General features: G+C 45.2%; 23 protein-coding genes. 2 read left to right on the top strand and 21 right to left on the bottom strand.

Translation table 11 applies throughout. The annotated features are described in order from the left end of the window. The first annotated feature begins 68 nt into the window (after positions 1-68). Positions 69-1652: a LysM peptidoglycan-binding domain-containing protein gene (locus R7Q09_RS20015; RefSeq protein ID WP_213874843.1), complete on the top strand. Its 1584-nt coding sequence runs from the start codon at positions 69-71 to the stop codon at positions 1650-1652. Continuing rightward, entirely contained in the window at positions 1649-2335 is a 687-nt protein-coding gene (locus R7Q09_RS20010) for a YIP1 family protein (protein WP_054576284.1), read from the top strand. Before R7Q09_RS20015 ends, R7Q09_RS20010 begins: the two co-directional genes overlap by 4 nt. Before the next feature lies 1 nt (position 2336). Here R7Q09_RS20010 and R7Q09_RS20005 read toward each other — a convergent pair whose 3' ends face one another. From R7Q09_RS20005 to rpsB, 21 genes are all read right to left on the bottom strand, one after another. Then, positions 2337-3182: an endonuclease/exonuclease/phosphatase family protein gene (locus tag R7Q09_RS20005; RefSeq protein WP_033905505.1), complete on the bottom strand. Its 846-nt coding sequence runs from the start codon at positions 3180-3182 to the stop codon at positions 2337-2339. A gap of 140 nt (positions 3183-3322) precedes the next feature. Then, positions 3323-3661: a nitrogen regulatory protein P-II gene (gene glnB, locus R7Q09_RS20000; RefSeq protein ID WP_005380372.1), complete on the bottom strand. Its 339-nt coding sequence runs from the start codon at positions 3659-3661 to the stop codon at positions 3323-3325. A 175-nt stretch (positions 3662-3836) separates the two neighbouring features. Then, the gene (locus tag R7Q09_RS19995) at positions 3837-4151 is read right to left on the bottom strand and encodes a c-type cytochrome (RefSeq protein ID WP_033905507.1); all 315 of its coding nucleotides are present in this window, start codon (positions 4149-4151) and stop codon (positions 3837-3839) included. 70 nt (positions 4152-4221) lie between these two features. Continuing rightward, positions 4222-5532, bottom strand: a complete 1311-nt coding sequence (gene tilS, locus R7Q09_RS19990; RefSeq protein WP_318071101.1) for a tRNA lysidine(34) synthetase TilS — start codon at positions 5530-5532, stop codon at positions 4222-4224. A 106-nt stretch (positions 5533-5638) separates the two neighbouring features. After that, positions 5639-6598 (bottom strand): acetyl-CoA carboxylase carboxyl transferase subunit alpha, encoded by a 960-nt coding sequence (gene accA, locus R7Q09_RS19985; protein ID WP_005380365.1) that lies wholly within the window; start codon positions 6596-6598, stop codon positions 5639-5641. Between the two features lie 46 nt (positions 6599-6644). Then, the gene (dnaE, locus tag R7Q09_RS19980) at positions 6645-10124 is read right to left on the bottom strand and encodes a DNA polymerase III subunit alpha (RefSeq protein WP_222712280.1); all 3480 of its coding nucleotides are present in this window, start codon (positions 10122-10124) and stop codon (positions 6645-6647) included. A gap of 81 nt (positions 10125-10205) precedes the next feature. Continuing rightward, complete coding sequence (rnhB, locus tag R7Q09_RS19975; protein WP_005380361.1) at positions 10206-10841, bottom strand: ribonuclease HII; 636 nt, start codon at positions 10839-10841, stop codon at positions 10206-10208. Between the two features lie 9 nt (positions 10842-10850). Beyond that, positions 10851-11990, bottom strand: coding sequence for a lipid-A-disaccharide synthase (gene lpxB, locus R7Q09_RS19970; RefSeq protein WP_053306717.1), 1140 nt, complete (start codon positions 11988-11990; stop codon positions 10851-10853). Positions 11991-12109: 119 nt separating this feature from the next. Further along, positions 12110-12898 carry an acyl-ACP--UDP-N-acetylglucosamine O-acyltransferase gene (gene lpxA, locus R7Q09_RS19965; RefSeq protein ID WP_005380357.1) on the bottom strand — a complete coding sequence of 263 codons (789 nt, stop codon included), beginning with the start codon at positions 12896-12898 and terminating at the stop codon, positions 12110-12112. Position 12899: 1 nt separating this feature from the next. Beyond that, on the bottom strand, positions 12900-13352 hold the full coding sequence (gene fabZ / locus R7Q09_RS19960; RefSeq protein WP_005380349.1) for a 3-hydroxyacyl-ACP dehydratase FabZ: 453 nt from the start codon (positions 13350-13352) through the stop codon (positions 12900-12902). Positions 13353-13584: 232 nt separating this feature from the next. Beyond that, positions 13585-14616: a UDP-3-O-(3-hydroxymyristoyl)glucosamine N-acyltransferase gene (gene lpxD, locus R7Q09_RS19955; RefSeq protein WP_054577588.1), complete on the bottom strand. Its 1032-nt coding sequence runs from the start codon at positions 14614-14616 to the stop codon at positions 13585-13587. Positions 14617-14622: 6 nt separating this feature from the next. Beyond that, entirely contained in the window at positions 14623-15132 is a 510-nt protein-coding gene (locus tag R7Q09_RS19950) for an OmpH family outer membrane protein (RefSeq protein WP_005391804.1), read from the bottom strand. A 13-nt stretch (positions 15133-15145) separates the two neighbouring features. Next, positions 15146-17560, bottom strand: coding sequence for an outer membrane protein assembly factor BamA (gene bamA / locus R7Q09_RS19945; RefSeq protein ID WP_005380335.1), 2415 nt, complete (start codon positions 17558-17560; stop codon positions 15146-15148). A gap of 44 nt (positions 17561-17604) precedes the next feature. Beyond that, a complete protein-coding gene (gene rseP / locus R7Q09_RS19940; RefSeq protein WP_017820751.1) occupies positions 17605-18963 on the bottom strand; it encodes a sigma E protease regulator RseP in 1359 nt (452 codons plus the stop codon). Continuing rightward, on the bottom strand, positions 18963-20168 hold the full coding sequence (gene ispC, locus R7Q09_RS19935; RefSeq protein WP_213906536.1) for a 1-deoxy-D-xylulose-5-phosphate reductoisomerase: 1206 nt from the start codon (positions 20166-20168) through the stop codon (positions 18963-18965). Before ispC ends, rseP begins: the two co-directional genes overlap by 1 nt. A gap of 50 nt (positions 20169-20218) precedes the next feature. Continuing rightward, a complete protein-coding gene (locus R7Q09_RS19930; RefSeq protein WP_005385351.1) occupies positions 20219-21061 on the bottom strand; it encodes a phosphatidate cytidylyltransferase in 843 nt (280 codons plus the stop codon). A 12-nt stretch (positions 21062-21073) separates the two neighbouring features. Then, positions 21074-21829, bottom strand: a complete 756-nt coding sequence (locus tag R7Q09_RS19925; RefSeq protein ID WP_318071102.1) for an isoprenyl transferase — start codon at positions 21827-21829, stop codon at positions 21074-21076. Positions 21830-21925: 96 nt separating this feature from the next. After that, complete coding sequence (frr, locus tag R7Q09_RS19920) at positions 21926-22483, bottom strand: ribosome recycling factor (RefSeq protein WP_005380330.1); 558 nt, start codon at positions 22481-22483, stop codon at positions 21926-21928. A gap of 100 nt (positions 22484-22583) precedes the next feature. Continuing rightward, positions 22584-23309: a UMP kinase gene (pyrH, locus tag R7Q09_RS19915; protein ID WP_005380329.1), complete on the bottom strand. Its 726-nt coding sequence runs from the start codon at positions 23307-23309 to the stop codon at positions 22584-22586. A gap of 147 nt (positions 23310-23456) precedes the next feature. Further along, positions 23457-24302, bottom strand: coding sequence for a translation elongation factor Ts (gene tsf, locus R7Q09_RS19910; protein WP_005380328.1), 846 nt, complete (start codon positions 24300-24302; stop codon positions 23457-23459). A gap of 132 nt (positions 24303-24434) precedes the next feature. Further along, positions 24435-25163 carry a 30S ribosomal protein S2 gene (gene rpsB / locus R7Q09_RS19905; RefSeq protein ID WP_005380327.1) on the bottom strand — a complete coding sequence of 243 codons (729 nt, stop codon included), beginning with the start codon at positions 25161-25163 and terminating at the stop codon, positions 24435-24437. Positions 25164-25241 lie beyond the last annotated feature (78 nt).

Genomic DNA, 25241 nt, shown 5'->3' with positions numbered 1-25241 from the left:
GACTGCCACGCACATTACGTTGCGCGACAGGCAGGTGAAGATAAACAGGCCCTAAATAGGCTGAATCCATGCGTTTGAAGTATACTTGGGCGTTGGCGTTGTTATTATCTGGCTGTCAATTGACTCAGTCAGATTCAACGTCTTCTACACCAGAAACCAATAAATCTGAGCAGACTGCAAAGCAAAATGCAGTAAAAGCTCAACCGGGCAATAAATCGTCACTAGCAAAAAAATCCGCTAACGACGCGCCTAAAGTTCTCTCCCCCCAAGAACAAGAAGATGTGTGGCAACGTATCGCCATGCAGCTGGACATGGATATCCCAAACCACAAGAAAGTGGACTACTACCGTACGTGGTATTTAAAGCACCCAAATCACCTTTACACGGTATCTAAGCGTGCTACCCCTTTTCTATACATGATCACAAAACGTATCGAAGAGCGCGGACTCCCAATGGAGCTTGCATTACTTCCTGTAGTGGAAAGTTCATTCGATGCCTTTGCCTACTCACATGGTAGCGCGGCTGGGTTGTGGCAATTTGTCCCAGGCACCGGAAAAATGATGGGATTAGAGCAAAACTACTGGTATGACGGTCGCAGAGATGTGGCAGCAGCAACGGATGCAGCGCTGGACTACCTAGTACAACTAAACGAGCGTTTTGATGGTAACTGGGAACATGCAATCGCCGCTTATAACAGCGGTGGAGGCCGAGTTTCTAGCGCAATTCGTAAGAATAAAAAGCTCGGTAAACCTATCGATTTCTTCTCATTAGACTTACCAAAAGAGACCAGTAGTTACGTTCCTAAGCTATTGGCCTTGGCTGACGTTATCGCAAACCAAGACAAGTACGGACTTAATATTCCTGCAATTCCAAACAAGCCTGTTCTAACGCTTGTTGATCCAGAAGAGCAGTTAGATCTGGCTATTGCCGCAGATTATGCCGGCATTAGCGTAAAAGAGTTGCAGAGTTACAACCCTGCATACAACCAGTGGTCGACAGCACCTGAGGGGCCGCACCAACTTTTGATTCCCGTAGAGAAAAAAGAGACTTTTCTCACCAAGGTGGAGAAAAATCGCGGTAAAGGGATGAAGGTCGCTCGCTACAAGGTGAAATCTGGTGACTCTTTAAGCGTGCTAGCTAATAAATACGGCACAACCGCGAAAGTCATTCGACGTGCCAACGGCCTATCGAACAACAACATTCGTATTGGTCAATACCTATTGATTCCGACATCAACAAAAGACGATGCAAAATATGCATTAACGGCCCAAAACCGATTAAACAAGACTCAATCTCGTGCTCGTGGTCAACTCAAGCTCACCCATGTCGTTCAGTCTGGAGAAAGTTTGTGGTCAATCGCACGTAACAATAAAGTGTCGTACAAATCGTTAGCTAAATGGAATGGTATGGGCCCTAAAGATCCATTGCGTGTAGGTCAAAAGCTAGTGATTTGGAAGGACTCAGACAAAGGTTCTGTGATCCGTACCGTTTTCTACAACGTTCGCTCTGGCGACACCATTAGCGGCATTGCAAGCAAGTTCAAAGTAAAAACGAACGACATCGTGAAATGGAACTCGCTACACAAGAAAAAATACTTACAACCAGGTCAAAAGCTTAAGTTGTACGTTGACGTAACGAAGGTAAGTGTATGAACCCATCAAGCAATCCACTTGTGATGCTGTTGGACATTTTTCGTTCTCCAACATCTTGTTTTCTTGCGCTTTATCAACGCGGTGGATGGGGATGGCAACCGTTCATCTTCCTGATGCTTAGTCCGTTTTTATTCTGGGGTGCTTACTTTTCGAATGTCGATTTCACGTGGCTCAGTGACCAACTTTCTGCGCAATTTCAGCAAATCGACCCGAAGCAGATTGAGCTATTAGAACCAAACACGCTAATGGCAAGCGCGATCATCAATGATGTATTCAACCGCTTTGCCACCTTACTATTGCTCGCGCTTTGGTTCTTTCTTGCAACAAAGGCAAGCAAACAACAATACGGTTACTGGAAATGGTTTGCCGCATCGTGTGCTATCTTATTCCCAGCAGTATTGGGCGATGTAGCAAGCTACGCGAGCTTGCTACTCAAACATGGTCAGGTAATGACTTACGCTGCCGATTTAAATAGCCTCAATGGTCTATTAAAGCTGCCTCTTACTAACGAATGGTCTCATTTCGCTAGCTCGTTACCTTTGCTTCTGCCTTGGTACATTGTGCTCGGCTACGGCGTTGTACTGACGTGGACGGAGTTTGAACGTGGCCAAGCTTTGGTGATTGCAAGCCTGCCATGGGTATTCTTCTACGTTATTTGGGCACTTTATATTGTGGTAACCTAAGCTAGTCATTTAACGTAAATGACAATAACAATGGGTTATGATCGGAAGCGTCGCTCTGCGGCGCTTTTGCGTACTTAAGCGTCAGACCTCGGTAAAACACATGGTCCAGTGGTAACCCTGTTATAAATTGGACTCGATGATCCGGCAAGAACGTCACCTCTTGTAAGTCCGCAGCCTTTAAGGCCTGCCTCATCGCATTAACGCGAGATTCACTCCAGCTATTGAAGTCTCCAGCAAATAGAATTGGCCCCACATGATGCTTTAAAAGCATTTCAAGCGCCGTTAACTGCGATACATACTCTTTTGTACCTACGGTGAAGTTAATCGCATGTACATTCACCACTGCGAGTTTCTCGCCATTACTCAAGTGATACTGGCTATATAATGCAGACTTAGGTAAGCGAAGCCACGGCTCTTTAGAGGTGTAAGCGCAGGCTTTTTCTGGTTGCCCTTGAGCAATACTAATTACACCGGCACCGCTACCCAGCGCCTTAAAAGCACTCACTTGATTACTAACCCAGCGACCATCCACCAACCACTGTTTAAATGATGGTGTCATGCTGGCTTCTTGCAATAACAGTAACTGCTTATCAGCAGAAAACTCATCGAGTGCACGTTGCCAGTTAGCCCGGTTCTGTTTGTAGATATTCCAGACAAGCACATTGATTTTGCCGTCATGATCGAGAGCTTTTGAATCGCTAAATTCGATGCACCTAATATCTTGTGTCAGCTCGGTACCTGTTTGAGTAATAATTTGCGGCTGATCTGGTACGGTGAAAATAACCTGGAAGCCAACCAATACCGCCATTACGAGAAAAGCTAACGCCAGAAAAAAACGCTTAAACATACGACAAACCTGAATGTAGGCACCCGAAATCTAGAACAACCAATCTCGGGTTAAATGATTTCACTAATAAGCAAACAACAAAAAAGGAGCCACTTGGCTCCCTTTTAGCATAATAAATACGAAACAGGTGACAAGAAACCTTAGATCGCGTCTTCGTCTTCTTCACCAGTACGAATACGAACCACACGCTCAATATCAGTGACGAATATTTTACCATCACCAATCTTACCAGTTTGCGCGGTTTCAATGATTGTCTCTACGCATTTATCAGCCACATCTTCGGTTACAACGATTTCGAGCTTCACTTTAGGTAGAAAGTCCACCATGTACTCTGCACCACGGTAAAGCTCGGTGTGACCTTTTTGGCGACCAAAACCTTTCACTTCAGAGACAGTCATCCCTGTAATGCCAACTTCAGCTAGCGCTTCTCGAACATCATCCAGTTTAAATGGCTTGATAATCGCTTCAATTTTTTTCATGTTCATCCCTTAAGCTTCAATCGATTACGCTTATTATCGTTTAGCGTTTCGCAACATTCAATGTTTGTCTCTGATCCACCAGCGAAAATCCAGGCTGAGCAAATTAACATAGCGAATATCGTGAGTTGATAAAACCCAATGAGGACTGCTCAATGCCCAATCGTCCAAGCTTTTTTTACTTCAAACTTGCGTAGTAAGCCGCTAGGTTAGCGATATCTTCATCAGACAACAATGAAGCTTGAGCTTGCATCACAGCAGCAAGCCCACCTGTTCGCTCTTTGTTTTTATAAGCTTTAATTGAACTGATAATATATTGCTCATTTTGCCCTTTCAGATTTGGGTAACCCGGAATGACAGCAATACCATCAGCGCCATGACACGCCGCGCATACTCCCGACTTTGCTTGACCTGCTGCGACATCTCCCGCAGCTAGAGCTTGCCCACTGAACATGGTTAACGCCACCATTGCACCCATGATTGTTTTCTTCATTGCTTCACCTAATCAATTATTATTTAAGGATTTTTATATTTTATAATCGACATTGTGGCATGAATTTTCATTACCTGCGCCAAATAAGTTCACAATCTTGACCATTAAATGCCTGATCAACGAACAGATCTGCCACAGCAACGACTCGGTCTTGATACATCAAAATCGGAATTTGACGACGCAGCCAGCTTGGCACATTGTATTCTTGGAACAACTTCTTCAGTTTTCGACTGTGATTACGCGTGGTTGGATGCGCTGATAAGCCTTCCGGATTAAAGGTCACGCGAAGCAATTCTGGCTGACTCGGAAGCGCAATCGTTGCGTTGCTAGAACTCGTCGTTAAGGTCAGCTCCCCTAGCCGCTCTGGCAGCGACAAAGTCGCATCAACTTGAATCGTACTTTGCCACTCAGTGACGTCAGCCGTTTCCGTTACCCAATAGAGACAATTTCGAAAACGGCGCACTTCACCTTGTTTAAGTTGTAGTTTGGGGTTGGCATCTTGCTGAGCTAATGCGACTTCATTCCAGATGAGATTGAGTTGTACCTGAGTCGGCATACTAGTATTAAGCTTAGCCAGCCACATACGAATCAAGCGCGCACGCGCTAATCCACTGTGCTTAGCCAGTTCTTCAATACTCAAACTTAGATCCGTTTGTAAAGCGCGTTCAAACACCGCGCTCAATAGTTCATCCAATAGCGCTTCTTGTTGAGCACATAAACTTGCACTGCGCTGAACCGCTTGATGGATACTCGGCCAGCGACCAGACAATTCAGGAATAACACAATGACGAAGAAAGTTACGATCATAACGGGTATCTTGATTGCTTTCGTCTTCCACCCACTCCAAGCCTAATTTAGTAGCGGCGTCTTCGATGGTCTTCCGCTTGATAGTAAGCAATGGTCGAACTAGAGATCCGCAAGAAAACGGCATACTCTCCGCCATCGAAGATAACCCTTTAGGCCCGCTGCCGCGCTTAAGCGCAAGGAGAAAAGTCTCTATTTGATCGTCGGCATGTTGACCAGTCAACAGTATATCGCCTTCTTGAATGTACTTAGTTAAGGCTTGGTAGCGAGCTTCACGAGCAAGAAGTTCAATACTTTCACCATTGCTGATGTCTAAGCTCACTCGCTCGATCGAGCACGATATCCCCACTTGTTGTGCCCAAAGTAAGCATTTATCGGCCCAATTATCGGCATTCGAGCTTAAACCATGGTGCACATACACAGCGTGACACTCTACAGAGTGCGCTTGTTGGTAGCGACTGAGTAATTCGAGTAAAAGACGTGAATCCACTCCTCCGCTAAACGCTAAGACAACCTTAGTGCCTAATTGATAGTAGCGGTCGAGAACTTGAGCAAAATGCGGGTAAAGCGATTCCATAAACGATCCGATAGGTGCAAAAAAGGGCTGGACTCTCATCCAACCCTTTCTATTTTAACTGTTATCAATTGAGATATCAGCTAACGCTTAACAGCAATCACCGAAATTAACAGTAACCGTAGCTCATTAGGCGCTGGTAACGACGTTCACGTAGCGTCTCTTCATCCAGTTGTTCTAGATCTTCTAGCTGACGAAGTAGTGTCGCTTTCATATTCGCTGCCATTTGAACATGATCGCGATGAGCGCCGCCTAGTGGCTCTTCGATGATTTCGTCGATCAGTTCAAGCTCTTTAAGACGCGGAGCAGTTAGGCCCATTGCCTCTGCCGCTTGTGGCGCTTTGTCTGAATCACGCCATAAGATTGAAGCACAACCCTCAGGAGAAATTACTGAGTACGTAGAGTACTGAAGCATGTTCACGTAGTCGCCTACACCGATTGCTAATGCACCACCAGAACCGCCTTCACCGACAACGTTACAGATTACTGGTACTTTAAGACCAGACATCACTTTTAGGTTTTTCGCGATAGCTTCAGATTGACCACGTTCTTCTGCGCCCACACCTGGGTATGCGCCAGCCGTGTCAATAAATGTGATGATCGGCATGTTGAAACGCTCTGCCATTTCCATCAAGCGTAGAGCCTTACGGTAGCCTTCTGGTTTCGGCATACCAAAGTTACGTTTCACCTTTTCTTTGGTCTCACGACCTTTTTGGTGACCAATGATCATCACAGGGCGGCCTTCAAGGCGAGCCATGCCACCCACAATCGCTTTGTCGTCTGCAAACGCGCGGTCACCCGCTAATTCATCAAACTCCTCAAAAGCGTGTTGGATGTAATCCAGCGTGTAAGGACGTAGTGGGTGACGAGCCAGTTGAGCTGTTTCCCATGCACCTAGGTCACTGAAGGTTTTTTTCTTCAGCTCTAAGCTTTTCTTCTCAAGCTGTTCGATTTCTTTATCCAGGTCAATCGCAGAATCACCACCGTGACGAGAGACATCACGTAATGCTTCAATTTTCGCTTCTAGTTCTGCAATTGGCTTTTCAAATTCAAGAAAGTTTAGGCTCATCTATGAATCCTTGTTTACTCAGCGTCTAACATATTGCGCTGAATTTTTAGTTAAATTCGAGTTCTACCTGGCTTTTGCCAAGCAACTGTTTTAAATCGTCGAGTAATGTATCACTTGGCGTAACTCGCCACTCGGTGCCCAATGTTAACCGCGCTCTGGCGTCGGCACGCTGGTAGTATACATTGACGGGTACGGTTCCGGCTTTGTGCGGTTCTAAAATACGGCTGAACTGCTCAAAAAACTGATCGTTGATCTGATTTGCATCTATCGATACCGACAAACCACGAGCGTATTTCTCGCGCGCACTGCCGAGATCCATAACTTCACGCGCCGACATTTTAAGGCCACCGTTGAAGTCATCAAAGCTGACCTGTCCAGAAACGACCAAAATTCTGTCTTTTTCGAGAAGTTCAGCGTATCGATCCAGCGCATCTGAGAACAACATCACTTCCATGCGACCACTTCGGTCATCCAGTGTCATAATACCAATTCGTGTACCACGCTTGGTCGTCATTACACGAGCGGCAATAACCAGGCCGGCTACCGTGACAGATTGATCGCGGCGAGTGGGCGTTGCGTCTTTTAGTCGACAACTGGTGTATTTGTTTAGTTCCTTTACGTAGGCGTTAATTGGGTGCCCTGTCAAATATAGACCTAGGGTATCACGCTCGCCCTCTAACCACACTTTTTCTGGCCAAGGCGGAACCTGCGTATACTTATGCTCTACTTCTTCAGGTGCATCCGTTAACACACCAAACATATCTGTTTGACCAAACGCCTCAGCTTGGTGATGTTGACTTGCTGCTTTTACCGCATCATTGAGTGACGCCATCATCGCCGCGCGGTGTGGGCCTAGTCGATCCAACGCGCCCGCGTAAATCAGCTTCTCTATCACTCGTTTATTGACACGTTTTAGATCAACTCGAGCACAGAAATCAAATAGGTCTTTAAAGTGACCACCTTTATTTCTCGCCTCAAGAATCGCATCGATAGGGCCCTCACCAACCCCTTTTATCGCACCAATACCGTAAACAATTGCGCCATTTTCATCAACATTAAAGCGATATAGGCCAGAGTTGATGTCTGGTGGCAGCACGGTAAGCTTCATACGGAAACACTCATCGACCAAGCCAACGACTTTTTCCGTGTTATCCATATCGGCTGTCATTACCGCAGCCATAAATTCGGCAGGATAATGTGTTTTCAGCCAAAGAGTTTGATAAGAAACCAATGCATAAGCAGCAGAGTGCGATTTGTTAAAACCATAACCGGCGAACTTCTCTACCAAGTCGAAGATTTTCATCGCCAACTCGCCATCGATACCGTTCTTTATCGCACCTTCTTCAAAGATAGCACGTTGTTTTGCCATCTCTTCTGGCTTTTTCTTACCCATTGCACGACGGAGCATGTCCGCACCACCTAGCGTATAACCCGCTAAGATCTGCGCAATCTGCATTACCTGCTCTTGGTACAGGATGATGCCGTAGGTTGGATCAAGCGTCTCTTTTAGCGACTCGTGTTGCCACTTTTCATCTGGATAAGAGATCGCTTCTCGACCATGTTTACGGTCGATAAAGTTATCTACCATGCCCGATTGCAAAGGACCCGGACGGAAGAGTGCTACCAATGCGATAATGTCTTCGAAACAGTCTGGCTGAAGTCGTTTGATCAGCTCTTTCATGCCTCGAGATTCAAGCTGGAATACTGCTGTCGTTTCAGAGTTTTGCAACAAACGGAAAGAGGCAGGGTCTTCTAACGGTATGGATTCAATTTGAACCGGTTCTTTCCCTTCTCGCTCTAGGCGTGGGTTAATCAGTCCTAACGCCCAGTCAATAATGGTTAAGGTACGTAAACCCAAGAAGTCAAACTTAACTAGGCCAGCGGTCTCAACATCGTTTTTATCAAATTGAGTAACCGGAAAGTGACCTTCAGCGTCTGCATAAATTGGCGCAAAATCGGTAATTGTTGTAGGTGAAATTACAACACCACCAGCGTGTTTACCGGCGTTTCGCGTACAGCCTTCCAAAATATGACACATGTCGATGAGTTCTTTAACTTCCTCATCGGCCTCATACAATTCAGGTAGTGCAGGTTCAGCTTTAAACGCTTTATCTAGCGTCATGCCTGGATCGGGCGGGATCAGCTTTGAAATACGATCAACAAAACCAAATGGGTGGCCCAATACGCGACCAACGTCACGGATTACCGCTTTTGCCGCCATGGTACCAAACGTGATGATCTGAGATACCGCGTCGCGACCGTACATTTCCGCAACGTGGTCAATAACCTGGTCACGTTTATCCATACAGAAATCGACGTCGAAATCGGGCATCGAAACACGTTCTGGGTTCAAGAAACGTTCGAACAGCAAGTCATATTCTAGTGGATCCAGATCGGTGATTTTTAGTGCGTAAGCCACCAAAGAACCAGCACCGGAACCACGTCCAGGACCTACAGGAATTCCATTATCTTTTGACCACTGGATGAACTCCATTACGATCAAGAAGTAACCAGGAAATCCCATTTGGTTGATAACATCTAGCTCTATCTGAAGACGTTCATCATATTCAGGGCGGCGACGTTTTCTCTCTTCCTCATCTGGAAATAGGAACTCTAAACGCTCTTCCAACCCCTCTCGGGATTTCATGACTAGGAACTCAGTCTCTTTCATCCCTTCGGTTGGGAAAGCTGGTAGGAAGTACTCACCTAAGCGCACAGTCACGTTACAACGCTTCGCTATCTCGACACTGTTTTCTAACGCTTCAGGAATATCAGCAAACAGCTCACACATTTCTTCTTCTGTACGAAGATATTGCTGCGGACTGTAGTTTTTTGGCCTACGCGGATCTTCTAATGTGTAACCATCGTGAATTGCTACGCGTATTTCATGAGCATCAAATAGGTCTGGACTCAGGAATACAACTTCATTGGTCGCCACTACTGGCAAGTCCTGCTGCTCTGCCAATTCAACCGCAAAGTGAAGATAAGTTTCTTCATCTGGACGACCGGTACGAAGTAGCTCAAGATAAAAGCGATCTGGAAAATGCTGTTTATAGAAATCAATACACCCTTGCACTATTTGACGGTTGCCTTTCAAAAGGCCGCGACCAATTTCCCCGCTTTTACCGCCGGATAATACAATCAGGCCTTCAGACATTTCAGCCAACCAGGCTTTGTCAATCACTGGGTGGTGTTGAACATGTCCACGTAAGTACGCTTTTGATATCAATAACGTCAGGTTCTTATAACCTACATTATCCGCCGCAAGCAAAGTCACTTGTGTCAGCTCTTCACCAAACTCGTCCGACTGCATTTTAAAGTCAGCACCAATGATCGGTTTAACACCACTGCCATGCGCCGTACCGTAAAACTTCACCAAACCACATAGGTTGGTAAAGTCGGTCAACGCCATTGCGGGCATACCGAGCTCAGCAACTTTCTTTACGATTGGCGGAACTTTGTTGAGGCCATCCACCATCGAGAAGTCACTATGAACACGCAGGTGGATGAATTTGGGATCTGACATTAACAGGTACCGTGTAACTCTATTTTGTTGGGGATTCTAACCTAAAGAGGTTGGGTTTATAACACCAATTAGATCGTTTGATTATTCTATGCCTAACGCTTTTTTTACTGGCTTGAAACTCTTGCGGTGTTCACTGATCACTCCGTGTTGCTCAATCGCTTCAAAGTGCGCTTTAGTTGGGTAACCTTTGTGCTTCGCGAAGCCAAATTGTGGATGAAGTTTATCCAACTCTTCCATCTCTTGGTCACGCACGACTTTGGCAATAATTGAAGCCGCACTGATTTCGGCAACACGTAGATCGCCTTTTACTACAGCTTGAGCATCCATTGGCAGCTCCGGACAACGGTTACCATCAATCAACACCAAATCAGGTTGAACCTGTAACCCCGCCACTGCACGCTGCATCGCAACCATAGTCGCCTGCAAAATATTCAGTTGATCGATTTCTTCAGGAGAACAACGCCCGACCGCCCACGCCAATGCTTTTTCTTTGATTTCAGGAAGCAACGCCATGCGTTTCTTTTCGGTCAATTTTTTCGAATCGTTCAACCCTTCAATAGGATTGTTAGGATCAAGGATAACCGCAGCGGTGACGACGTCTCCCACCAAAGGACCACGTCCTACCTCGTCGACTCCGGCCACAAGCTGGTAACCTTGCGGATATTCAAACGGAGGGAGTTCAACTTTGGTTTTGGTCGCTTTTGGTTTAACAGCCATGATAAATCTCTATTTTTCAATCAGTTTTAGAACCGCGTTTGCGGCTTGTTGATCCGCATCTTTACGGATCCAATGATGCATTTCCGTAAACTTATCTAACATCGGTTTATTGTCGCTTTCCAATAAGCGAGAAACCTCAGTAAACAAATTGTCTGGTGTGCACTCATCTTGTAGATATTCTTTGACGAGCTCATCATCCGCCAAGATATTCGGCAATGACACATACTTCGTTTTCAATAGACGTTTAGCTAAGAAAGCAGTAAATGCATTCACACGATAACCCACCACCATTGGACGCTTGAGAAGCATACACTCCAACGCTACGGTACCGGAGGCCAACATCACAGCATCGGATGCGGTGATGACGTTGCGTGCGGTGTCATCAACTAACTTGAAGTCCAACTCTGGCGCTAGCTCTTTCCATGCTTGTTCAAACTGCTCACGGCGTTTTTGATTAACAAGCGCGACAACAAACCCCAGTTCTGGAAATTTGTTATGGAGTAACTTGCAGGTTTCAATAAATGGCTCTGAGAGCATTTTTAACTCGCTACCACGACTGCCTGGCAGGACAGCAAGCCACTTTTTATCTTGTTCTAAACCAAGCAACTCACGTGCAGGCGCTTGTTCTGATTCTAGTGGGATGGCATCAGCCAAGGTATGACCAATGAACTCGCAAGGTACATTAAATTTGTCGTAAAACGCTTTCTCAAACGGAAGAAATGCTAGCACCAAGTTCGTTGCCGCTTCTATTTTAAAGATGCGCTTCTGACGCCAAGCCCAAACAGACGGACTCACGTAATGAACGGTTTTAATGCCCGCTTGCTTGAGGTCAAGCTCCAAGCGTAAGTTGAAGTCAGGAGCATCGATCCCGATGAAAACATCAGGCGGATTCTGAGTAAAATACTGAACGAGCTCAGCTTTCACTTTAAGAAGTCTCGGTAAGCGGCCTAAAACCTCGACTAATCCCATCACCGCAAGCTCTTCCATATCAAACAGAGACTCGCAACCTTGGGCTATCATTTTCGGACCGCCAATGCCTACGAACTCTGCGTCTGGATATTGCTGCTTTACTGCTTTGATAAAGCCTTCACCTAGCGTATCGCCAGACAATTCTCCGGCAATGATGCCAATACGTAATGGTCTTTCCATATCTACTTCGCTATTTTTCCTGTGCGCTATGGATAACGGTTTGCCTTATCCATAAAACACAAAAAGATCGTAACCTCAAATTCGGTCACGATCTTTTTATTTATTGGTTCATTCGCCAATTAACGAATAATGCCACGTTCCGTCGTTTCCAGAATATCTGAGAAACGCTTCACAGCCGGCCACTCTTGAGCCATTTCAGCCAGAATAGGCTTCACTTCTTCTAGCGTCTTACCTGAACGGTAGATTTCTTTATACGCTTTTTGTAGCGCACGAATCTCTGGTTTCTCAAAGCCATTACGCTTCAAGCCAACAAGGTTCAAGCCGAATGGAGTAGCGTGGTTACCTTGCGCGAGTACATAAGCTGGGACATCTTGCACCACAGCTGAACAGCCGCCAATGTAAGCGTAAGCGCCCACTGTACAAAACGGATGAATCGCAGACAGTGCCATCACACCGGCATAATCATCAACAGTAACGTGACCACCAAGAATCGAGTTATTACCGATATGAGTGTGGTTACCAATAACAACATCATGCGCAACGTGTGCATTCACACACAATAAGTTGTCATCACCAATGATCGTGGTTGCTTTGTCCTGCACTGTGCCGCGGTGAACTTGGACCGCTTCACGAATGACGTTACGGTCACCGATAACCACAGTTGTGTCTTCACCACCGTATTTTTTGTCTTGGTTTTCTTCGCCGATGACAGCATGTGGGAAAATACGGTTATCTTTGCCAATAGTCGTGTGACCTTTGATCACAACGTGAGACATCACTTCTGTGCCTTCACCAATTTCAACCGTAGAGGTGATGTACGTAAAAGGACCTACTGTTACGTTAGCACCAATTTTGGCGCCCTCTTCTACCACCGCTGCCGGGTGGATTTTAGCGGTTTCATGAATCATATTAAAACTCTCGACGAGCACACTTCAGTTCTGCAGAACATACCACTTCGCCGTCAACTTTTGCTACACCGCTAAATGCAGCAATGCCGCGACGTTCTTTCAGAAATTCTACCTCAATAACCAATTGGTCGCCCGGAACCACTGGTTTACGGAATTTCGCGCCGTCTACGCTTGCAAAGTAGTACAGTTCATTTTCTGTTGGTGCACCAAATGATTTAAATGCAAGTAAGCCTGTTGCCTGAGCCATTGCTTCTAAAATCAAAACACCTGGGAATACTGGTAGTTGAGGAAAGTGACCTGTGAACTGAGGTTCGTTAACCGACACGTTTTTAATCGCGTGAAGGTACTTCTCTTCTTGGAAGTCTATCACTCGGTCGATCAATAAGAATGGGTAGCGATGAGGTAGTAGCTCTTGAATTTCAGAGATGTTCATCGTTTTCTTTTCAGTAGTCAAAGTCGTCTTCCTATATCAATTTTTTGCCGCCAAGATGGCAAACGTGGCAACAGGTCGTAAAGCCGAATCGCTTTGCAATATACTAGCAAAATACGCACCATCTTGGAGTTAAATCTACTTAGAGCGCGTCATTATAGAAGAAAAAGACCCGCATTTCGCGAGTCTTCGTACAGAATATGGAACTAGATCCTGTTAGCTTTCACGTTAAATACAGAGCGAAAGATAACTTGTTCTAAATTTCTTCTTTCTGTTCCAGCTGTTTTTCAACCGCTTTCAGGCGCTTATTCATCTCATCAATACGGTGAACTCGAGTTGCAGTTTTACGCCACTCTCTGTTCGTTTGTAGTGGAATACCTGATGAGTAAAGGCCTTTTTCTTCGATACTGCGCATTACCATGCCCATACCTGTAATCGCCACACCATCTGCGATAGTGATATGGCCATTCAGAACAGACGCGCCGCCAATCTGGCAGTACTTACCAATTTTTGTACTGCCCGCGACAATAGTACCACCAGGCATCACGGTACCATATCCGATCTGCACGTTGTGCGCGATTTGAAGTTGGTTATCCAGAATGACATTGTCTTCAATGATAGTATCTTCGAGTGCACCGCGGTCAATCGTAGTACAAGCACCAATCTCAACGCGGTTACCGATACGCACTGAACCAAGCTGAGGGATTTTGATCCACTCGCCTTTGTCATTCGCATAACCGAAGCCATCAGAGCCAATGACGGTACCCGATTGAACGAGACAGTCATCACCCAATGACACTTCATGGTAGATAGTGACATTAGCCCAAAGCTTGGTGTTATTCCCTAGCTTGGCGTTCTTACCGATAAAACAACCAGCACCAACACTTACGTTGTCGCCGAGTTCCACGCCTGTTTCAATCACAGCATTAGCGCCGATTGTAACGTTCTCACCCATTTTAACGTCAGCGGCAATCACAGCACTTGGTGCAATATCGTCTGCCGGTTTTGGTGTGGTATCCATCGCTTGGACCACACGAGCAAATGCGACATAAGGGTCTGAAACCACTAGCGCATTTCCAACGCATTGATCTTTATGCTCAGCCTTTACCATAACAACGGTAGCTTGGCACTCAGAAAGGTGTTTTGCGTATTTTGGGTTAGACAAGAAGGTTACGTCACCTTCTCGTGCTTTATCCATTGGGGCAACACGGCTTACAACGAGAGACTCGTCACCAAACAGCTCACCCCCGGTAATTGTCGCCAATTCGGCTAATGTCAATGTCTTCATAACTTCTTATTTTAGAGCTTTAATTACGTCTTCAGAGATATTGTATTCTGGCTTGCCGTACTGCAAAGCAGAGATATCAATCACAAGATCGTAACCATTTTTGTCTGCGACTTTCTTAACTGCATCTTGAATCGTTTTGAAAAGCTTCGCTTTTTCTTCAGCTTCACGACGCGCACTTGCTTTTTCAAGTGCTTGTGCTTTCACTTTGTACTCGCTGTCTAGCTTCGCGATATCGATACGTAGCTTTTCAACTTCGTCTTGACCCAAAAGCTCGCCGTCACGTTGTAGCTTCTCAATCTTTGTTTTAGCTTGTGCTTGGATTGACTTCAGTTCATCAGCTTTGCTTTTGAAGTCTTTCTGCATTTTTTGTAGTACAACTTCACGTTGAGGAAGAGCTTGAAAAACTTGAGCTGTATTTACGTAAGCAATTTTCTGTGCAGCTTCTGCCGCATTTGCAAACATTGAAGAGCTCAGTACAAGAAGGCCAATCCCAGCCGCTTTGATCATTTTATTCAAAATATTTTCCTCTTTAGAAAGTTCTACCGATAGTGAATGTGAAGAACTCTTCATCATCGCCATCAAATTTCTTAATTGGTTTCGCTAGTGAGAATACTAGTGGCCCCATTGGAGACATCCACTGCAACGCCGCACCGTAAGAAGAGCGGTAGTTGGTTGGATCTGAGTAATCGTAGTAGTAGTTAGCACCCGAAATGTTGCTATTTTCTCGATAATCAAACTCGGTATCCCAAACACTTGCCATATCAAAGAAGATACTGGTACGAATTTGGTTTTGTACTTCCTCTGATGCGAACGGCGTTGGAACGATCAACTCAATACTTGCTAATGCGACTGCGTTACCACCCACTGAATCATCTGTCGCAATATCTGTACCATTGTTAGAGCCGGATGTATCGCGGTAAACCGCTTTAGGGCCAACAGAGTTTGAGCCAAAGCCACGAAGCGATGTAAAGCCACCGGCGTAGTAGTTTTCGTAGAATGGGAACAAGTTATCGTTACCATCCGTTTGACCGTAACCATTACCGTAACCTAAGCGGCCACGGAACAAGAGGGTAAACTCGTGCTTTTTAGTCAATGGCACATACTGGCGAACATCGTACTGCATTTTGAAGTATTGAACGTCAGAGCCAGGTACGGTCATTTTATAGAATGCACGCTGATGGTTACCTGCCGTAGGGAAATAGCCACGGTTTAAGTTATTACGTGTCCAAGAGATATTGAAGTCGAAGTCGTTCGTATTCAATGCCCCACTTGAATCTATATTATCTTTTTGCGCTTCTAAGAACTGCTCTACCTGCAAGTAAGGCGATAAGTTACCGATCTTGTTGTGCGTATAACCGACACCGAATTCAAAACGGTTCAACTCGTCGAATGGGAAGCCCCACGTTAAGCTCGCGCCATAGCTTTCGTTGGTATAGTCAACGATATTGGCTTCTTTAGCTTCAAATTCGTTATAGAAAACCTTACCACCTAAGCTTACACCGTCTAAGTTCCAGTACGGATCACGGTAATCAAGACTGATGTTTTTCTGGTAGTCATTCATCATCGCGTTGATACCAACACGGTTACCGCTACCAATAAAGTTATCTTGTTGCAGGCCAACCTGGAAGCTCACACCCGATTCTGTACCGTAGCCAACACCGAAGTTAACGCTACCAGAGTTCGCTTCTTTGACAGAGTAAACTAGGTCAACTTGATCATCACTACCAGGAACTCGAACCGTCTGTACTTCAACATTTTCAAAGTAGCCCAAACGATTTAGACGAGTTTTACCCGTTTCAATCGATTTCGAGTTCAACCAACTGCCTTCCATCTGACGCATTTCACGACGAAGGACTTCATCTTTGGTTGAGTTATTACCCGTGAAGCGAATATCACGAACATAAATTCGGTTACCCGGGTCTACGTTAACGACCAAAGAAACTTCTTGATTCTCGTCGTCAAACTCTGGAATGGTATTCACTTGAGGATAAGCATAGCCGGACTCACCAAGCACACGCTTAATTCCTTCTTCCATTGAAGTAACCAACGAGCCGTTGTATGTCTCATTGTCTTCAAATGGCACAAGTCTTTCGAACGTCGCTTCCTCGCCAATCAAATCGCCACGGAACTTCACGTCCTTAACGGTGTAAACCTCGCCCTCTTCTAGACCAAGAGTAATGTATACCCCTTTCTTGTCAGGAGAGATTGCAACTTGTGTCGAATCAACGTTAAATTTTAAGTAACCACGATCCAGGTAGAATGATTTGAGTGCTTCAATATCACCTGCAAGGACTTGCTTTTGATACTTTTCATCAGAAAGGAAATTCCACCACGGCACATCAACATTTAAGTTAAAGCGCGAAAGCAGCTCTTCATCACTGAACACTTCATTACCGATAAAGTTGATTTGCTGAATTTTTGCCGACACACCTTCAGTAAAGACAAACTTAAGGTCAGAACGATTACGTGGTAGTGGAGTAACCACCGCTTTTACTGTTGCGTTGTATTTACCTACGCTGTAGTAAAAGTCTTCTAAGCCTTTTTCAATGTTGCTTAGCGTGGTGCGGTCAAGCGCTTCACCTTCACGAACGCCAGACGCGTTCAGGTTTTCTTGTAGCTGCTCGTCCTTGATTGCTTTGTTACCTGAAAAAGAGATGCTTGCAATGGTAGGACGTTCTTTGACTTGAACCATCAGAACACCACCGTCACGCAACACTTTCACATCTTCAAAGTTACCAGATGCATACAGGGCGCGGATAATTTCTGCAACATCGCCTTGGCCAATGGTATCACCGACACGTACAGGCATTTTCAACAATGCAGCACCCAGTGCTACACGCTGCAATCCATCGATTTCAATATCTTGAACTACGAAGTTCTCTGCTCCATTTGCAGATACACTGGTCGCCAGTAAACTTGCAAATAGAATTCGCTTAATCGCCATACTTGTTCTAATTATTCCTTGCTACTGCTTTTGTCTCTGAACTATCACAGACGAGTAAAATCATTAAATAGCGCTAACGCCATGAGCGAGAAGATGATCGCACCACCAATTCTAAAGCCCATTTCCTGCACTTTCTCAGGAACAGGACGTCGAATGACTGCTTCAATTGCAAAAAACAACAAATGACCGCCATCCAACATTGGTAAAGGAACGAGATTAATAATACCTAGGTTAACACTAATTAGAGCGAGAAAACCTAAAAAGTAGACCAAACCATAATCTGCTGTCGCGCCTGCGCCTTTGGCTATTGATATTGGTCCACTCAGATTATTCAGACCAACGTCTCCAACAATAAGCTTCTTAAGCATGCTGATTGTCAAACCAATGACTTGGCCAGTTTTGTCTACTGCTTTACCTATTGACTCGAATACACCAAACTGAAGATCGAAGCGATAACTTTCTGGCCATTCTGCGACTTTAGGTGCAATACCTGCAAAACCAACGACTTCTTTGTTAGCTAGCTCACGGCTACCGGGCGTCAGCGTCAATGTTTGCTCATAACCCTGACGTAACACTGTCAATTCAAGCGGTGTATCAGGATTAGAACGAACCGCTTCAACCACTTGCTTCCATTCGGTTACGCGTTGTTGACCAATTGCGACAACCTCATCACCTGGAAGCACACCAGCTTTTTCCGCCGCTCCACCTTGCGAGACCTGCTCGATAACTCGATACACCTCCGGTGTATACGGAGTAAAACCTAACGACTGCATCGCTGACTGAGTTTCTGGGTCGAACTTCCACTCACGTAAATCGAGCGTTTTCGTTACTTCTGAACCAACTTCATTCGCTGACGTTAGTGTTACCGTCATCAAATCATCGCCAATATGAGAAATCAATCCCATATTTACTGATTCCCAATCCGGAGTTTTGATACCAGATATCGATTTAAGTTCCATTCCAGATTCAATTCCAGCTTCCGCAACAATCGAATTGGGCGTAACTTCACCAATTACAGGCTTAACAGCCGGGATACCAATTAGAAATACCAGCCAATAGGCAAAAATTGCGAAAAGAAAATTAAAGATGGGGCCAGCCGCAACAATAGAGGTTCGCTTCCATAACGGCTTCTTATCAAACGCTAGGTGCTTCTCATGTTCTGGCACCTCATCGACACGGCTATCAACCATTTTCACATAGCCGCCGAGAGGGATCATTGAGATGCTGTACTCCGTTCCGTCTTTGCCTACTTTACTCCAAATAGACTTGCCGAAACCGATTGAAAACTTTTCAACTTTAACGCCGCAACGGCGAGCAACCCAAAAATGCCCAAATTCGTGCACGGCAACAAGAATGCCCAGTGCGACGATAAAAGAAATGAGATTCCACAATATACCAGTCATCAGCTACGCTCGCGTATGGTTTCTAGGGCAATAGTTCGTGCCATTCTATCTAGCTCGAGCAAGCTTTCCAAGCTATTCGCATTCTCAGCTTTGCAGCTTGCGTTGATTTTACTCAACACAGACTCATTGATGCGAGCAATATCGGTAAAACCTAGTCTGTTATTTAAAAATGCATCAACAGCGACTTCATTAGCTGCATTCAATGCTGTTGTTGCGTGTTGACCTTCATAACAGGCATCAATTGCGAGTTTTAAACATGGGTAACGAGCAAAATCAGGCTGCAAAAACGTCAGCTCACCAACTTTCGTGAAGTCTAGCGGCTTAACCCCAGCTTCCACTCTTGACGGGTATGACATGGTGAGCGCAATTGGCGTCGCCATATCCGCTTCTCCCATTTGTGCCAAGACCGAACCATCACGATACTGAACCATAGAATGAATTACCGATTGAGGATGAATAACCACCTTCAGTTGTTCGCGAGCAGCATTAAATAGCCACTTAGCTTCGATATACTCAAGGCCTTTGTTCATCATCGTGGCAGAATCAACAGAAATTTTTGGCCCCATCGACCAGTTTGGATGAGCAATCGCCTGCGCGGGTGTCACCTGCTCCAGTTCTGCGATGTCAGTGTAACGGAAAGGACCACCAGATCCAGTCAACAAAATATGAGAAATGCCATGTTCTTGTAAATTGCAACGACCTAGATTGGTTTGTACTTGCTGTGGTAAACATTGGAAAATGGCGTTGTGTTCACTGTCGACGGGAAGTAGCTCTGCGCCAAATTCTTCTACAGCATCAATAAATAGCTGGCCTGACATTACAAGTGCTTCTTTATTTGCCAACAAGACTCGCTTACCTGCTTTCACGGCAGCCATAGTAGGCAATAAGCCGGCTGCTCCTACAATAGCAGCCATTACACTGTCGACCTCGTCCAGCGAAGCAATATGGCATAGCGCATCAACACCACCTAGCACTTCGGTACTTGGTGAAACCGAGTGTAGCTCAGCTTGAAGTTGAGATGCCGCAGCTTTATCTGCCATGACCGCATACTTAGGTTGCCACTGACGACATAGACCGATCATCTTTTCAACGTTAGTGCTTGCCGCTAAGGCAACGACAGAAAACAGATCTGGGTTTTGTTCGACCACTTTAAGCGTGCTTGCACCAATTGATCCAGTAGCACCAAGAATCGTTAACTTTTGCATGTTGTAAGACCGTTAGAAAGCTCAGGAGCGACGACGCCGCTCCTGATAAATTAGAATACGTAGTAAAGAAGAGCAAAAACTGGGAATGCTGCGGTTAGGCTGTCGATACGATCTAGCACACCACCGTGCCCTGGGATAATGTTACTGCTGTCTTTAATGCCTGAGACACGTTTGAACATACTTTCAACCAGATCACCAAGCACTGAAATAACGACAGTCACTAGCGTAATCAGCACCATATGGACAGGGCTAGTGAACTGGATGTCGAACCAATCAGCAAATGCCCACGCTACGATTAATGCCGTGATAATGCCGCCAATTAGCCCTTCAATAGTTTTATTGGGGCTTACATGAGGAGCCATCTTACGTTTGCCTAAGCTTTTGCCTGCAAAGTAGGCGCCGCTATCTGCAGCCCATACCAAGAAACAAACGTACAACACAAGCTTTGCGCCGTGGTATGGATCTACAGTGATGTCATACGCTCTGAGAATAATCACACTCCAAAGGAATGGGATTAATGTCAGAAAACCAAATACATGACGTAAAACAAAATTACTTTGCCAAGATTTCGTCGTTTTGGGGTAAGTAATCGCCATTAAGCTAGCAATAATCCACCAAACAAAACCAATACCCAAGACGACATAATGAGGTGTCGTTAAGTGATTGAGGCTATATGCATCAGGCGAGATGTATAGAAAACTAAGTCCGGTAATAATGATTGCCGGCACAAGGGCAGCAATGCGAGAGTTGCTTCCTGTAAACTGAGTCCACTCCCAAAAACCTAATAGCGTTATTGCAGTTAAAGCGGCAATAAAGCCCATTAGCGGTAATTTAAAAATGCCTAAAATAACCAGGGGAGCTAAAATTAGTGCTGTTATTATTCTCTGTTTCAAACTAACTAGTCCTTATTGAGCTGCCATCAATGCCTTTATTTGTTCACCTGTACAGCCAAAACGACGTTCTCGGTTGATAAACCAAGTCACAGCTTCTACCAAACTGTCTTCATCGAATTCTGGCCAGTACTCTGGTGTAAAGTACATTTCTGCATAAGCCATTTGCCACAACATAAAGTTGCTGATGCGGCACTCTCCACTGGTGCGAATTAAAAGATCCACTTCCGGTAGGTCTGCCATGGTCAAATGCTCAGTGATTAGCTGCTCATTGATATCCTCTACACGAATTTCACCGTTACGTGCTTTTAGCGCTAACGTTTTAGCAGCTTCTGTGATGTCCCATTTACCGCCATAGTTGGCTGCAATGTTGAGCACCATACCCGTGTTATCTGCCGTTAGGTTTTCTGCTTCTACAATTTTCTTTTGTAGACGCTCACTAAATCGACTGGTATCACCGATCACGCGCAACCGTAAGTTATTTTTGTGTAGTTTTTTTACTTCACTAGACAGGACCGTGATAAACAGTTCCATCAAAAGACCCACTTCTTCCTCCGGACGACGCCAGTTTTCACTACTAAAAGCAAACAGCGTCATGGCTCTAATGCCTAGTTTTGAAGCAGTAGCCACGGTCTTACGAACGGCACTAACGCCTTTTTTATGACCAAATACGCGAGGTTTTCCTTTGGACTTAGCCCAACGGCCATTACCGTCCATAATGATGGCAATATGCTTAGGAAGGGAATCAGAGAAGGCTTGAGAATTTTGCATAGGGAGTTAATTGAGTTCCATCAGTTGGATAGACTAACATAAAAAAACGCTGAGCTGTGAGCACAGCGTTTTCCAACAGTGATGTGTGTGGGAGTATTAAACTTCCATCAACTCTTTTTCTTTTGCAGCAAGAACTTCATCGATCTTCTTAACTGCAACGTCAGTTAGCTTTTGAATTTCGTCTTGTGCTTTACGGTCTTCATCTTCAGAGATTTCTTTATCTTTTAGAAGCGCTTTAAGATCGTTGTTTGCGTCACGACGGATGTTACGAACAGCAACACGACCACCTTCAGCTTCACCACGAACGATCTTAACTAGGTCTTTACGACGCTCTTCCGTTAGCGGTGGAAGTGGAACGCGGATGATAGTGCCAGCTGACATAGGGTTTAGACCAAGGTCAGACGTCATGATCGCTTTTTCTACTTTCGGCGTCAGCTCTTTATCAAAAACCGTGATTGCAAGTGTACGCGCATCTTCAGCAATAACGTTTGCTACTTGGTTTAGAGGTGTTGCTGCACCGTAGTATTCTACAGAAATACCAGATAGTAGGCTTGGGTGTGCACGACCTGTACGAATTTTAGAAAGGTTGTTCTTAAGCGCTTCAACGCTTTTATCCATGCGCTCTTGCGCGTCTTTTTTGATTTCGTTAATCACAGTTTCACCTTAAAAATGTCATCTTTCCTGAAGAAAGCCTAAAACGGTTGAGCAAAGCAAGCACCACCCTAACGCTTTGGAGTGGCACCTTAAGCCAAGCTTATTCGTTGATGAGCGTGCCTTCTGCTTCGCCCATAACCACGCGACGTAGTGCGCCTGGCTTGTTCATATTAAATACGCGGATTGGCATTTTGTGGTCACGAGCTAGCGTAAACGCCGCCAAGTCCATAACTTTCAGCTCTTTATCCAGAACTTCTGCATAAGATAGCTTATCATACAGCTCTGCGTCTGGGTTTGCTACAGGGTCAGCAGTAAATACACCATCAACTTTCGTCGCTTTTAGTACAACATCCGCTTCAATTTCGATACCACGTAAACAAGCAGCAGAATCCGTTGTAAAGAACGGGTTACCAGTACCAGCAGAGAAGATGACAACTCGGCCTTGGCGAAGCTCACGGATCGCATCAGCCCAATTATAGTCGTCACATACGCCTTTTAGAGGGATTGCAGACATAACGCGCGCATTTACGTATGCACGGTGAAGAGCATCACGCATCGCTAGGCCATTCATTACTGTAGCAAGCATACCCATGTGGTCACCAACTACGCGGTTCATACCAGCTTCAGCTAGGCCTGCACCACGGAACAAGTTACCGCCACCGATAACTACACCAACCTGAACACCCAGTTCAACCAGTTCTTTAACTTCTTGTGCCATACGATCAAGGACCGCAGGATCAATACCAAAACCGTCTTCACCTTGAAGAGCTTCACCACTCAGTTTTAATAGAATACGTTGATACGCTGGTTTAGGGTTCGTAGTCATGGAGTTTACCTTCCAAAGAGAGTTGTTGATTAACAGTCATGAATAGACACAACTTCAGTTATGGCTATTCATCACGGCTAATCGTTCACTGCTCATAAAAAGACCGTAGCCTTGGCTACGGTCTAATCTTTATACAGTCTCTAAGGATTAACCTTTTTGAGCTGCTGCAACTTCTTCAGCGAAGCTCATTTCTTCTTTCTTCTCGATACCTTCACCTACTTCTAGGCGAACGAACGTAGAAACTGAAGCGCCTTTTTCTTTCAGCATTTCGCCTACAGTTTTCTTAGGCTCCATGATGAAAGCTTGACCTGTTAGAGAGATCTCGCCAGTGAATTTCTTCATGCGGCCAACAACCATCTTCTCAGCGATTTCAGCAGGCTTGCCTTCGTTCATTGCGATTTCAACTTGAACCGCTTTCTCTTTTTCTACTACGTCAGCTGGTACGTCTTCTGGGTTAACGAACTCTGGCTTAGAAGCAGCAACGTGCATTGCAACGTGCTTAAGAGTTTCTGCGTCGCCTTCACCAGCAACAACAACACCGATTTTCTCACCGTGACGGTAAGAAGCGATTGCAGTGCCTTGAACGTATTCTACGCGACGGATAGTGATGTTTTCACCAATTTTAGCTACTAGAGCTACACGTGCGTCTTCGAATTGTGCTTGTAGTTCTTCAACAGAAGCTTTTGAAGCTAGAGCTGCAGCTGCAACTTCTTCTGCGAATGCAGTGAAGTTACCGTCTTTAGCAACGAAGTCAGTTTGGCAGTTAACTTCAAGAAGAACAGCAACGCCGTTTTCTTCTTTGATGATGATTGCGCCTTCAGCTGCAACGTTACCAGCTTTCTTAGCTGCTTTCGCTGCGCCAGATTTACGCATGTTTTCAATTGCTAGTTCGATGTCAGCGTTTGCTTCTACAAGCGCTTTCTTACATTCCATCATGCCAGCGCCAGTACGCTCGCGAAGTTCTTTAACTAGAGCAGCAGTTACAGTTGCCATTCTGTCTTCCTCGTTTGATTCGAAATAAGGTAAAAAACAGGGGCCTAACATTGTCGGCCCCCATTGCTAACTATAACTTAGTTTATGCTACACAAAGGTTTCACATAGACCAAGTGTGACACAGAGCCGCTATTATTCAGCTTCTACGAAACCGTCTTTTTCAGCAACTGCAGCTACGTCTTTGTTACGACCTTCAGATACTGCTGAAGCAGCAGCGTTCAGGTATAGCTGTACAGCGCGGATCGCGTCGTCGTTACCTGGGATTACGTAGTCAACGCCGTCTGGGTTAGAGTTAGTATCTACCACAGCGTATACTGGAATACCTAGGTTGTTAGCTTCTTTAATTGCAATGTGTTCGTGATCAGCGTCGATTACGAATAGAGCGTCTGGTAGGCCGCCCATGTCTTTGATACCACCAAGAGATTTCTCTAGCTTCTCCATTTCGCGAGTACGCATTAGAGCTTCTTTCTTAGTTAGTTTGTCAAAAGTACCGTCTTGAGATTGAGTCTCTAGTTCTTTTAGACGCTTGATAGACTGACGAACTGTTTTGTAGTTTGTAAGCATACCGCCTAACCAGCGGTTGTTTACGTAAAACTGGTTGCTTGCGATTGCAGCTTCTTTAACAGCTTCAGATGCAGCGCGCTTAGTACCTACGAATAGAACCTTACCTTTTTTCTCGCCAACTTTAGCTAGTTCAGCTAGAGCGTCGTTGAACATTGGTACAGTTTTTTCTAGGTTGATGATATGAACTTTGTTACGAGCGCCAAAGATGAATGGCTTCATTTTTGGGTTCCAGTAACGAGTCTGGTGACCGAAGTGAACACCAGCTTTTAGCATATCGCGCATTGATACAGTTGCCATTTTAAAATCCTCTATGGGGTTAGGCCTCCACATTCCCCATAACTCCGACCAAGCTTCTGCTCAGCACCCCGGAATATG

This window comes from Vibrio sp. 2130-1 (assembly GCF_033339515.1).
Note: the sequence above shows the minus strand (reverse complement) of the source record. Positions and strands in the feature narration are given on the sequence as shown.